General features: G+C 63.6%; 14 protein-coding genes. 8 read left to right on the forward strand and 6 right to left on the reverse strand.

What is annotated here, in order from left to right:
* Positions 1 to 43 precede the first annotated feature (43 nt).
* From FHY05_RS17805 to FHY05_RS17825, 5 genes are read left to right on the forward strand one after another with little or no spacing between them, the layout of a single operon-like run.
* The gene (locus tag FHY05_RS17805; protein WP_260181680.1) at positions 44 to 244 is read left to right on the forward strand and encodes a hypothetical protein; all 201 of its coding nucleotides are present in this window, start codon (positions 44 to 46) and stop codon (positions 242 to 244) included.
* Entirely contained in the window at positions 241 to 831 is a 591-nt protein-coding gene (locus tag FHY05_RS17810) for a hypothetical protein (RefSeq protein WP_183945769.1), read from the forward strand. The genes FHY05_RS17805 and FHY05_RS17810 overlap by 4 nt, the downstream gene beginning before the upstream one ends.
* Before the next feature lie 59 nt (positions 832 to 890).
* Positions 891 to 1,370 (forward strand): hypothetical protein, encoded by a 480-nt coding sequence (locus tag FHY05_RS17815; RefSeq protein ID WP_183945770.1) that lies wholly within the window; start codon positions 891 to 893, stop codon positions 1,368 to 1,370.
* Positions 1,371 to 1,401: 31 nt separating this feature from the next.
* Positions 1,402 to 1,659, forward strand: a complete 258-nt coding sequence (locus FHY05_RS17820) for a type II toxin-antitoxin system Phd/YefM family antitoxin (protein WP_132911182.1) — start codon at positions 1,402 to 1,404, stop codon at positions 1,657 to 1,659.
* A gap of 2 nt (positions 1,660 to 1,661) precedes the next feature.
* Complete coding sequence (locus FHY05_RS17825) at positions 1,662 to 2,099, forward strand: hypothetical protein (protein WP_183945771.1); 438 nt, start codon at positions 1,662 to 1,664, stop codon at positions 2,097 to 2,099.
* A 220-nt stretch (positions 2,100 to 2,319) separates the two neighbouring features.
* Here the strand turns inward: FHY05_RS17825 and FHY05_RS17830 are convergent, their stop codons facing one another.
* Together FHY05_RS17830 and FHY05_RS17835 are read right to left on the reverse strand one after the other, a co-directional pair.
* Positions 2,320 to 3,627, reverse strand: coding sequence for a S41 family peptidase (locus FHY05_RS17830; RefSeq protein WP_221191289.1), 1,308 nt, complete (start codon positions 3,625 to 3,627; stop codon positions 2,320 to 2,322).
* A gap of 14 nt (positions 3,628 to 3,641) precedes the next feature.
* Positions 3,642 to 4,139, reverse strand: a complete 498-nt coding sequence (locus FHY05_RS17835; protein WP_183945773.1) for a MarR family winged helix-turn-helix transcriptional regulator — start codon at positions 4,137 to 4,139, stop codon at positions 3,642 to 3,644.
* Positions 4,140 to 4,364: 225 nt separating this feature from the next.
* Here FHY05_RS17835 and FHY05_RS17840 point away from each other — a divergent pair, with 225 nt between their 5' ends.
* The 3 genes from FHY05_RS17840 (at position 4,365) to FHY05_RS17850 (ending at position 6,538) form a co-directional block, all read left to right on the forward strand.
* A complete protein-coding gene (locus FHY05_RS17840) occupies positions 4,365 to 4,622 on the forward strand; it encodes a hypothetical protein (protein WP_183945774.1) in 258 nt (85 codons plus the stop codon).
* A 204-nt stretch (positions 4,623 to 4,826) separates the two neighbouring features.
* Positions 4,827 to 5,300: an NUDIX domain-containing protein gene (locus tag FHY05_RS17845; RefSeq protein ID WP_183945775.1), complete on the forward strand. Its 474-nt coding sequence runs from the start codon at positions 4,827 to 4,829 to the stop codon at positions 5,298 to 5,300.
* A 215-nt stretch (positions 5,301 to 5,515) separates the two neighbouring features.
* Entirely contained in the window at positions 5,516 to 6,538 is a 1,023-nt protein-coding gene (locus tag FHY05_RS17850; RefSeq protein ID WP_183945776.1) for an IS110 family transposase, read from the forward strand.
* Positions 6,539 to 6,863: 325 nt separating this feature from the next.
* On the opposite strand, the gene FHY05_RS17855 is transcribed toward FHY05_RS17850, so the two are convergent.
* The 4 genes from FHY05_RS17855 to FHY05_RS17870 all read right to left on the reverse strand — a co-directional run bounded on the left by FHY05_RS17855 (position 6,864) and on the right by FHY05_RS17870 (position 11,816).
* Entirely contained in the window at positions 6,864 to 7,349 is a 486-nt protein-coding gene (locus FHY05_RS17855) for a hypothetical protein (protein ID WP_183945777.1), read from the reverse strand.
* A 188-nt stretch (positions 7,350 to 7,537) separates the two neighbouring features.
* Positions 7,538 to 8,289, reverse strand: a protein-coding gene (locus tag FHY05_RS17860; protein ID WP_183945778.1) for an IS5 family transposase whose coding sequence is annotated in 2 segments (ribosomal slippage) — positions 7,538 to 7,951 and positions 7,954 to 8,289 — 750 coding nt in all. Because the reading frame shifts where the segments join, the coding sequence is not laid out codon by codon here.
* Between the two features lie 76 nt (positions 8,290 to 8,365).
* Positions 8,366 to 8,854 carry a hypothetical protein gene (locus FHY05_RS17865; RefSeq protein ID WP_183945779.1) on the reverse strand — a complete coding sequence of 163 codons (489 nt, stop codon included), beginning with the start codon at positions 8,852 to 8,854 and terminating at the stop codon, positions 8,366 to 8,368.
* 1,543 nt (positions 8,855 to 10,397) lie between these two features.
* Entirely contained in the window at positions 10,398 to 11,816 is a 1,419-nt protein-coding gene (locus FHY05_RS17870; RefSeq protein WP_183945780.1) for an ISNCY family transposase, read from the reverse strand.
* Positions 11,817 to 11,876 lie beyond the last annotated feature (60 nt).

Consider the following 11,876-nt stretch of genomic DNA (forward strand, 5'->3'; position numbering starts at 1 on the left):
CCCATCTCGGCCGCGGTCGAGTCATCCGCATGTCCGCAACCCGGTGCTGGCGCTGCCAAGCGTCGCGCGCCTTCAAACGCTCTCGCCGGTCGCGCGCGCAGAGCTGCGCCAGCTCCTGCTTGAGCTACGGGGCGATGCGCAGGTCCGGGCCGACGACTGCTGGCGCCGCCACAAGGCACCGATGGCCGCATACTGGAAGGTCGTGTCGGTCTATGCCGGTCACGTCGCCCGGGTGCTGCGATGAGGTACGACGCGCGGATCGCGACGGTGTCCCGCGACGAGTTCGAGGAGCTGCTCGCGCTTGTGCGACTGGCCGACGAGCCGCCCAAGCCGAAAACGGACGATGATCGCTGGCGCGCCGACTATGCCGAAGCGCAGCGTCGGCGCCGGGTCATCGGCTATCAGCAGGATCTCTTCTCCTCGCCGACGATGACACACTATCGTCGCAACGCGGCCGCGCCCGAGTGGGCGCGCGCCCCGATCGAGACGATCGAGCAGAAGCTCGAGCGCATCAAGGGCGACCCGTCCGCTACCTTCGGGCCGCCGCGCTCAGACCGGCCATCGATCCTGACACGCGCCGAGAGAGACGCGATCGTGCGCAAGGCCAGCAACTGGCTCGGCGTGCGCCGGCGCGTGCGGCTGGTGGACGCACCGGGCTCGGTCGACCCTGCCTTTGGCATCCAGCGTTATCTCGGGCGCGAAGGCGTCGTGTGGCGTCTGTGCGGCGCTCCCTTCGACGATCACTGCTACGTCTTCTTCGATGCGGTCGGCGCGGAGCGCACCGCCAAGATCGAGCTGGCAGAGCTGCGGGATCTGGAGCCGGTCGAGTGAGCTGGCGCGAACCCGACCTCTTCTATGGGGAGAGGCAGCCACCACGCACGCTTCCACCGATGAAGAGCTATCGGCCCGCGGCGCGCAAGGCCGCAAAGCCCTTCGCGTGGGAAAGCATGGGTGCCTGGGTCCGGCTCATGCACCGGCTGTTCGCCCTCGAGACGCCGAGCAGCGAGCACTATCAACGCACGCGCGAGACAGCGCGCGCGCTGACCGTCGAGCGCATCCGCGAATGCCGCCACGATGACGACCTGGCCCGCTGCGAGGCGATGCTCGTGGAAGCGCGGGCAGGGTGGCTCTACGGCCTCGATCGTGCCTTCACGCGCGCAGAGCGCGGCACCCTGTTGGTAGAAGTCCGCAACCGACGCCAGCTACTGGCGCTCGGCCGGCAGGCGCCGAAGCCGAAGGGGGCGCGCATGGACCCGCGATGCCTGCCCGACGACGCTCTCGAACGGTTGATCCAGTCGCACGCCGACACCGACCTGATCGACCGACTGCGCGGTGAGCGGGAGCGACGCGCGGTTGAAAGGAGAGGGTGAGATCCGTATTATACGGATGAGGAGATCAGCCATGGTGCAGTCAGCGACAGCCGGTGAGGTCTCGAAGGCGTTCGGCCGCTTCAGCCGGCGGGCGCTGGTCGAGCCGCTTACCATCACGAACCGCGGCGACGAGGCTTTGGTCCTCATGTCGATGCAGGAATATACCCGCCTGAAGAGCCGCGACCGGGTGGCCATGTCTCTCGACGAGGTCACGCAGGAGATGCGCGACGCTGTCGCCGCTTCGAAGGCGCCTGAGGAGTCCAAGGCCTTCAACCACGAGCTGGATTGAGGGTGGACGTACCGACGCCGCGTCCTGGCCAGGTCATCCGCTACGAATACCTCTGGAAGCGCGAGGCCGACCGCGGTGCCGAGGATGGCCGCAAGGAGCGGCCGTGCGCGCTGCTGCTGTCGCAACAGATGCGCGACGGCCGTACCGAGGTCTTCGTCCTTCCCATCACGCACAGCCCGCCGACCGAACCGGCGCTCGCGATCGAGATCCCGCAGGCCGTGAAGCGTCGTCTCAAGCTCGACGATGAGCGGTCATGGATCATCCTGTCGGAGCTGAACCGCACGCCTTGGCCGAACCAGGACACGCGGGTCGTGCCTGGGTCGAAGCCGGAGACGATCGTCTATGGACAGCTGCCGGAGGCGCTCTACAACAAGGTTCGGGATCGCTGGCTGGAGCTTGTCGATCAGCGGCTAGTAAAGGTCGTAACTCGCACAGAGTAACCGGTCGCCATGTTGCCGCCAGTTAGAAAAGACACATTCTCCGCTAGATAGAAATGACACCGCCTCGTGGCAGCGGGGGCAGCGTGGAGCCCCCCAAGCAGCGCAGCGCTGCCCCCGCTGAGGCGGTGACCTAACGGCTCTTGTCCCCGGACCCGCTGCGCCAGCAGCGGGCTCGGTTACGCCGATAAATGCAACTCACTCCCGAAACGACCGCTTCCTTTCACTGTGCGGGGACCGGCATCGGCGTTGATAGGGCAACGACCTTGCCTTGAGGATCAAGTACCAGCGCCATCATCACATCGCCGTGCGCGAAATGCAGTTTATACTCGTCACCTCCGAATGGATCCGGACCGGCGAAGCGCATCGACTGCAACGAGCCAAGCGCAGCAATCTGCGGTCGCACCTTCGGCAAGGCGGTCCTTGTCTCCGCCGCAACGTCCGGCGCCATGATTGAATAGTCCGGGCTGCCTTTCGCATAGCTCGCGACAATCGCGCGCAGTGCTGCTTCCGACCCGGGATGTGGCGTCGAGCGCGGCGTGAAAACCCGCTCGCGTGACGCCTGATCAATGGTCGCAACCATCGGCCCACCTGTCTTGCCAAGCGCGACTTGCAATGTTTCCGCCGCTGGAACGGCAATGTCAGGCTGCACGCCCCGCCCCTCCCAATTGGTTTTGGTAACGGCATTTTCAGCACGGCCGAACGGGATCAGTGCACCCAGTCCGTGTCCAAGCTCGGACATGCTAACTGGGTTTGCCCCGCCGCCAGTGATCTCGCCGATCAAGGTACCGCGCTTCAGCGATTGAACGTCGTAGGCGAACTCCTCGCCGCCCGAGAACGTATCCTTGCTAATCAGCACATAGGCCGGAACGCCAGCGAAGTTGACCGGGGTCGGCGTGCTTGAGAAGGGGTCGCGAGTGTAGTTATGGGTCTTTGGAGTTCGCACGACGATGGTGTTGATGGCCTGGCCCGGCGCGATGAGAAAACTGACGAGATAAGCGACCGAAGCCGGATCACCGCCGCCGTTCCGACGCGCGTCGATGATGAGCGCACGGCTACCAACAAGGCCGGCCATGGCCCGATCGATCGCCTGCTTGAAAGCAGGCAACGGTGGGAAGCCGAGGACTTCGATATAGCCGATGCCGCCCGCGATCTTGTCGGCGCGAAGAACGCCGCCTTCGCCGCGCGGCATTGCCCCTCTCGGCCCGGGCGGCGGACCATCGAGCGCGATGATCCGCATATGCTTGTCGTGCGCAATAGCCGTTAGAGCGTCGGTCAGGTGCTGCGCGAACGCGGAGCGTGTATCAAGGGACGCATACTCTCCCGCGGCGAGCTGTTTCTCGAGCGTTGCAGCCGCCTTTTCACCGACATCGGAGAACACATATTTGTCCCGCAGCGCGCTCGCCAAGGCGGCCACGATTTCCTGCCGGTCAGCTTGAGTGAGTGAGCTCGCAGGAGCCGCAATCGCATCCTTCACAGGCACCTGAGCGATCGACGGCGCGGCCGAGGAAAGCAGCAGGGCCAGGATCAAACCTTTCCCGCATGTCATTGATCATCTCCTTCGGAAGCGGGCAGCGCGGCGAGCCGCGCAGCTATGGGGGCGGAGTCGAGAGCCGCGTCCAGCCGGTCGAGCACTGCGGGCAGCTGACAATCGATCTCGGCAAACAGGAGGTCGAACATGGACGCGAGACGTTCATTGAATGCGCGGATCGCGGTCGCTTCCCGGCGCGCCTTATCGGTTGTGATCAGGCGCCGCCGGCGCGCATCCTCCGGATCGTGCGCGACTGTCACGAGCCCGAGGTCCTCAAATCGATGCGCCATGCGCACAATCAATGGATGTGACAGGCGTAAGCGCCGCGCGATCTCCACGACGCCAATCGATCCGCAATCGTCGAGCAACAGCAACATCGACGCACCGCGAGGCGGCACATCGAGTCCCATCGAGGCAAGCATGCCGCCGACCTGATCCACGATACGATCCGATGCGCGCCGCATGCGGTGTGCCAGGAATACGTTGCCGTGAGCCGCGACGAAGTCTGTCATGCACAAAGGGTATCGGTTACCGGTTACGTGTCAAGTTACCGAACGCTGATAGGACTCCGGTTAGACCGGACCACAGCCTCGTTGCGGCCGCTGCCCCTCGGCGATCTGGAATAGGCAGTCACATCGGAGCTAACAGCCCTATTGCCGTTTCCGGTCGCTCGTTAAGGATCCTAAGATGCAACAAGGCGCCAAAATCGCGTGACTGGCGACATAACCTCCGCGGTGATGTCCTCGTTGATCCTGGCAGCGCTGTTTTTCGATCTCTTTGGAAAGGTCGAGGCGTGGCGCCGCTTGCGTTTCGCGTGGCTCCCGTTGGCTCTCGCCAAGGTGGCCGGCATAAAGATAATCGCCCCCGTCATGCCTAGCTTCGTCGACACCGTTGATCGGGTGCTGCTTGTCGCCTGTGGCATCGTCGCAGTTTCGCTGGTTGGCCGGTGGCTTCTGAGACGGAGTAAATTCAACCGACTTTCAGAAGTCCGTTAGTCGATGCACGTTGGTCGGCCTTGCGGGTTCTTGTGGGCGCTGCGGCCACAAGCGGGCCTTCCGCTAACCCTGCCAAAGCCGACATCGCGGCGGAGATGAGCTTCGCCGGGGCGGTATACACGCTCTCTCCACGGCCGTAGATGGCGCCCCCCGTACTCGTACGGTACCCTCCAGCATCGTCCGCGATCGCCGAAGGAGCACTCAATGGCATGGCACCACCGGCTTCTCGGAAAGGCCGCTCAAGCGGTTTGGCGCATCACCAAACCGCGAACAATCGGCGTACGGGCTATTCTACTGGATCAGGACGACCGGATCGCACTGGTGCGACACACCTATACGGATCAGTGGTATCTGCCTGGCGGAGGCGTGAAGAAAGGCGAGAGCACGAACGAAGCGATAGCTCGGGAGCTCGCCGAGGAGGTCGCAATTACACACGCCTCGATCGAACGTGTCTTGGGAGTGTACCACAGTAGAAGTGAGGGCAAGGATGACCACATCATCATCTTCGTGGCCCGAGCAGACTTGCCAAGCGGAAGCTGGCTACAACGTGGCGACGTGATCGAGATTGAGGAGGCCGATTGGTTCCCGCTCGACAAGGTACCGGCATCGACTTCACCAGCCACCACTCGTCGAATTGCAGAGTACCGGACCGGCGTCTCGGGCGCTGGCGCTTGGTAGCCAAACCGCACGCGCCTGCCAACTTCGACTATGCGAACTCACCACTCAAGAACGGCCGGTCCGCAAACCCCGCCAATGTCAGACGTTCGAGGCGAGCCCAGCAGTCGCCTTAGGTCAATGGCCGAGATTGGCAGGAAAGCGTTGGGGTGGACGCCCCCTGACGGCATCGATGTGCCAGAAGTGGAGGTGTTGAAACACCACTGCAGGAGGCGTCCGTGAGTGAGGTTAGCACAGTCGGCATCGATCTGGCGAAGTCGGTTTTTCAGGTCTACGGCGCGGATGCGAGCGGCGGGGTCGTGTTCCGCAAGAAGCTACGTCGGGATCAGGTACTGCCCTTTTTCTCGACCTTGCCGCGGTGCGTCGTCGCGATGGAGGCGTGCGCGAGTGCGCACTACTGGGCGCGTGAGCTCGCGGAAGTTGGGCACGACACCAGGCTGATCCCGCCGGCGTACGTGAAGCCGTTCGTCAAGCGGCAGAAGAACGACATGGCCGACGCGGAGGCGATCTGCGAGGCAGCGCAGCGACCGACGATGCGGTTTGTTCAAGGTAAGAGCGCTGAAGCGCAGGCTTCGGCGGTCGTGTTCCGAACGCGCGACCTGCTCGTGCGCCAGCGAACCCAGCTGATCAATGCCCTGCGCGGGCACCTCAACGAGTTCGGCTACATCGTTCGGCAGGGTGTCGGGCACGTCGGCAAGCTCGTCGAGATCGTCGCCGACCCGGCTTCCGATCTGCCGGCCGAGGCGTGCCCCGTACTGGCCGTCATCGCGCAGGGCTTACAGGCGCTACAGGAGCAGATCGCCCTTCTCGACCGTGAGATCGCGAGCCGGGCAAAGGCGGACGCGGTCGCGAAGCGGCTGATGACGATCCCCGGTGTCGGGCCCGTGACAGCGACCGCGCTGGTGGCGCTGGCGCCGGCCGCAAGCACCTTTCGTCGCGGGCGCGACTTCGCCGCCTGGCTCGGTCTCGTTCCTCGACAACATTCGAGCGGCGGCAAGGAACGGCTTGGGCGCACGACGAGGATGGGCGAGCGCAGCTTGCGACGCCTGCTGATCCTGGGGGCAAGCTCGGCAACCAAGGTCGCGGCGCGCAAGCCCGATAAGGCCAGTGCGTGGTTAGCCGGCATGCTCGCGCGCAAGCCTCGCATGCTGGTCACCGTCGCGTTCGCGAACAAGATGGCACGGATCGTCTGGGCGCTGATGGCGCACGGCGGTACCTACAGAGCTCCGGCCGCGGCGTAACCGTCGAGGCTTGAGGCGTCAGGGACGCGAGGGAAGGTCAGCAGAGAGGAATGGCGCAACGGTCAGAAGACGGGATCGGGATAACCAGTGCACTGTCCAAGCGCCTCGAGCGCGCGAAAGCGGTTTGGACCCGATCCGCGATCTCCATTCAGGCCAGCAGCCGTGATGAAGGCTGCATCAACAGGCCGGACACACGGAAGCACCTGAACCCGCGCGCTAAAATCTCTGCAACACCCCCTTGCATCCAGAGGGGCGTCCACACACGGACTGGCAGCTCTTCGGAAGGTCGATGGCTTCAACAGCCGTCGTGAGCGGCGCGCCGGCCTTACTCGGTGACCTTTACCGTGATTGTTTCAGATACCACCTGCGCATAGCGGATCGGTTTAGACGCGAAGCTAAAGACATAAAGTCGCGCTCTCACCCTGAAGCGCCCCGCTCTCGGGAAGATCGTTCTTGCGCTTTCATGGGTAAGGATGCGGTAAGGCGCTTTCGTTGAAACGGTAATCAGGTCCTCTTTAGCAAGAGGCGGCGAGGGCGGCGAACCCGCCATTGGCTTGGCAGGCGCGACTGGTTGGCCCGTGTCCGACATCACCTCAAAGGCTATGCCTCGGGTGAGTTGCAGGAAGGGCGATACCGCAAAACTACCACCCCTGCCGATTAGGTCGACCTCGATGGGTGCTTCCCCTCGCATGGACAGGGTCGGTGCGCGTAGACGGATCTCGATAGGTGGCGTTTCGCCTGCCCATTCTGCCTGAGCAGAGGGACTTGAAGAGACAGCAGCTTGAAGCGCGAGAAGCCAAATAGACGGCATGCCGATCCCCTTTTCACGTCAGCATCTTGATACAATCATGAACAAACGACTGATCTTAGGTATGCTGCACGAGCCGTCAAAGGACCAGGACTGGGCGCTTTCCAGCCGTGACCGGCCGGTCTGCAAACCTGCCACTTGCGATGTTCGAGGCGCGTCCAGTTGGCGACCTAGCTAGGGCCCAGACTCATTCAGAGCCAGAACGCCAAGGCGGTGGCGAGGGCGACGCCTGAGAGGAAGTTGACGGCGAGCTTGTCGTAGCGGGTGGCTACGCGGCGGAAGTCTTTGAGGCGGCAGAAGGCGTTCTCGATGAGGTGGCGTCCGGCGTAGCGCTGCTTGTCGTAGCGGATGACGCGCTTGCGGTTGCGCCGGCCGGGGATCACCGGGACGGCACCGGCATCGCGGGCCAGGCGGCGGAGCCGATCGGCGTCATAGCCCTTTTCACCGAGCAGGTAGCGCATGCGCCCGGCACGTTCGAGGAGGGCGGGCGCGGCCTTTACGTCGCTAACGTTGCCGGGCGTCAGCATCAGCGCATACGGACGGCCGATGACGTCGGTGAGCACGTGGACCTTGGTGGTCCAGCCACCGCGGGAACGGCCGATCGCCTGTGCGGAACGCCCCCTTTTGCACCGAACGCGGCGCGCTGAGCCTTGACGTAGGTGCTGTCGATTGCGGTGCTCTTCGTCACCGCGCCTGCGTCTGCCAGCGCATTCAGCAGCTTGAGCCAGAAGCCCCGGTGCGACCATCGGTTGAACCGGTTGTAGACCGTCGTCGACGGACCGTACTCGGCCGGGCAGTCGCACCAGCGACAGCCGACCTTCAGCACGTGCAGGATGCCCGAGATCACCCGCCGGTCGTCTACTCGCCGCGCTCCGGGCTGGTTCTTTGGCAGGTGCGGCTCGATCGCCGCCCAAGCATCATCCGACAACCAGAACAGCGCCATCCCAGCACTCCCGTGACCTACACCGGCAGTGAATCAGGAAAGCCGCTTCGCTCAACCCGCTGATTGGGTTTGAGCCCTAGTTCGGACGCGGGGGCGGGGGAGGAGGAGGTGGCGCCGGAACGATGTTGCAGGTGGGTGGCCAGCAGGGACCCGACAGCGCTACCGTATCCGAGTTCGACGCGCGAACGTAGATATCTATGAAGCTGATATTGCCAGCGACCCGCTTTGCGAAACCTGGCTCGGCTCGAATGTCTCTGGCCATCATTCCCGCCACGCGCCGCCAGTCCGTATTGTTTGGTTCTACCTCCGTCTTGCAACCGGACAACTGCCCGCTGGGCCGTAGCGCCGTGCAGTGCACGCTGATCATGACGTACGTGCCCGTTGTCCGCGGCAGCGCTGCCATGGTGCTGTGGCTGATGGATCGGATGATCGGCAGATCCTCAAACGAGGGATCGTCACCTTTATAGAATGCTGTGTGGTAGACGATCTCGGCTTGGGGCCCGACCGGCCCGTCCGCGGCGAGTGCCGTGGCACTAAGCGACGAGATGATGAGCAGGGCTTTCATCGGTGCTCCCTTGAAGGATGCCAGCAAGTCTGCAACCTCGCTAAGGTATCGTCTATCCAAGCTGCTAACAGCGTGCCTACGTTAGAGCGAAGTTCGATCTGTCCGCTATATTGGGTTCCGTATGCAGCCGGGAAGCTTATCGAGTATCCAGTGCCATCGACCACAACCTCTCCTGGGTCACCCGGAAAGCTGATTGATGGGAAAGGCAGCTTCCGAAGTCGAGCAACGGCGACCCGCGCTCCTTCGCAGATCCGACTTGACGCCCACTTGACCGTGGTCTCGCCCTCTTCTTCGCGAGAAGTAAGGCGAAGGTCGAAGCCTGCTGGGTCAAAAGAGCTCTTATTGTACAGGATGTCGACGCTCTCGGAAGAACGGGAAAGCGCCGGATTGCGAGAGATCCTAATCCAGCTATCCGGCGGAGGCATCGAGATTGTCGCCGCTTCTATTAAGATAAGGGCTATCAAAGGCGCCTCCACATCAGCTGTTCACAGCGCGATCATACCCGCAGAGTGCACTGGTGAACCAACGTCCGCAATCAGGTTCGCCAAGGCGGCGCGCGATCGTCCGAGTTTGGGCGTTCCGGCTAGTCGCTGCCGCTCTTCTTCCCGGGGCCGAACTCAATCCGAACGCCCAGCCCTCCGCCCTCGACGGCACCCAAGGTCACTCCTGGTGCAAGGTGTAGACGAAGCGGCGTGCTGAGGATGCTTCTGGGCTCGGGAAGGTCCGGCAGGGGGCGCAGGCGGAACTGCTCCTGATCAGCTCGGCCACAGACGACTACCTCGCCGCTGCCGGTTGGCGGGCATCTTGTCGGGCTTGCCTTGAGGCTGTCGGGGATCTGAAGAGGACTGGCAGGCCTCGCCGAGGTCGGAGACGCCTGACCGACCATCTCGGTAGCGACTTGCTGTGCGACCATCACGCATCGTCTCCCAAGCGAGAGGATGGGAACTAATTGTGCCTGGTTTATGGCGCCTACACCAACTCATCAGGCTTTTGCAGAATTTGGCAGGTTTGCGGGTTTGCTGCTTTTAGGTGGTGAGCGCACATAGCGTTGCCGGGTTGCTAGGCACGCTTCCCTAGAAACACCTAGCCCTTGTAAAGATTTGGCCAAAAAACAGGCGTCATCTGCTGTTATTTTCAACGATAGCTTGATTGTATTTCGTCGCGTAAGCCTCTGCGGTGGCGCGCACACGGTCGCAAGCCTCGGTAGGATCCCTAGACGTACCCTCCATAATCCGCACCTGATGAAGCCGGAGGTTTGAATTTCCGACGCCGGCAGGACCCATGGCGCCAAACGGTCCATCTAACATCAGCAGACGACGATCTCCCCGAGCCAAAGCCGCCCGCGCATCAGCTGCTGCGTCTCGTTGGGCGAGTTTTTCGATTGCGGGACAACCCAGTGGGACCTGAGGTGAGCAAGCGGCCAGCGGCACCAATAGGGCTAGTGCCAATCGAGTCATGCGAGGAGCAGGAGCGACGTGATCATCATCGCACGGTAGCTCGGTTACTCGCCGTGACAAGGTCCGCTTTTGGGCGTCTTCGAACGCTAGCGGGCGTACTCGCCGAGGCCGCGCGCGACGAGCTCCTCATTGGAGAGGCGTGGCGCGCGCTTGAGCCTGTTGTTGCCGAGCGTGCGACGGTCGACTTTGGGGACGGATGAAGCCGGGGAGGGTGCCTTAAACGGGCCGACGGGCTGTGCGGTGCGCGCCGGCTCGTTGTTGTTGCGCTTGGCGTAATGCGGCTGAGCCTGCTGTATCACGCGGGCCAGAGCCAGCGCGGCGTCGAGGTGCTTGTTGTCGACCACGGCAGCCTGGTTCACCCGGCGCATCTTGTCGAACATGCGATAGGGTAGAGCCGTGCCCTCGTGCTGGATCTCGAGCCGGCCATCCGGGTACTCGCACACGTCCACCTTCTTGCGCGCGAGCGCCTGCGACGCAGGGGAGGGCTCGAGGATGAACATGGCTTTGTTGTAGTGCAAGGTGAGGGCGCCGGTGACGGTGCGCTGCTCCCGCCACACCAGCTCAGCCTCCAGGTCTTCGTGGATGGCCAGCGGCCGGTGCAGATCGCGCGGGTCGAACGGTGCCTTGGCGAACCGACGATTGTGCTGCGCCATGTAGGAGGGAAGGAAGGCGTTGGCTTGGTCGATGGTGGAGATGCGCTGTAGCCGCATCGCCTTGACCAGACGGTCCTGCAGCGTCGCATTGACCCGCTCGACGCGCCCCTTCGCCTGCGGCGAGTTCGCGCAGATGAGCTCGATGTTGAGCCGGTCGAGCGCACGGCCAAGGTGGGTCATGCCGTCGCCCTTCGCCGAGGCCGTGTTGTTGCGAAAGGCGCTGTGCTTGTCGGTGTAGAAGGCCACCGGCTTGCCGTGCCGCTCGAGGTAGGTCCTCGTCGCGCGCATGTAGGAGAAGGTGCTCTCGCTCTCGACCATCTCGACGTGCATAAGCTCGCTGGTGGCATCGTCGATGAAGACCAGGAGCGTGCATTGCGGACCGCGGCCCTCGAACCACCAGTGCTTGGAGCCGTCGACCTGGACGAGCTCGCCGCGGCAGTCACGCCGGTAGCGCGGCTGGTACGGGCGAGGGCGCTTAGCCGCACAGTCCTGCCACAACCCGGCCTCCATCATGATGCGCCGCAGGGTCTCGCACGACAGGCCGATGCCATGGCGCTCGGCAAGGTACTCGCGCGCCAGCGTCGGTCCGAAGTCGGCGTAGTGCTCGCGCACGAGCGTGACCACCTCGGCGCGAAAGGCGTCGCTGTAGCGTCGGTTGCTCGGGCGTCCTCGCTTGCGCGACACCAGGCCGCTGGCGCCGTCCTCTCGCAGGCGGCCCAGCAGCCGGTACACCTGCCGCCTCGCAAGGCCGAGCAGCTCCATCGCGGCCGCGACCCGGATCTCGCCGCGGTCGAGCCGCATCAGCGTATCGAAACGGGTGATCTCAGCAGCACTCATCGCCAGCACCGTCATACAATGCGCGTCCTCGTTGCCGAGAACGGCTATGACACCGGCGACCCGCCGATAGCACCG

The sequence above is a fragment of the Sphingomonas sp. BK580 genome (assembly GCF_014194975.1).
Classification (GTDB): domain Bacteria; phylum Pseudomonadota; class Alphaproteobacteria; order Sphingomonadales; family Sphingomonadaceae; genus Sphingomonas.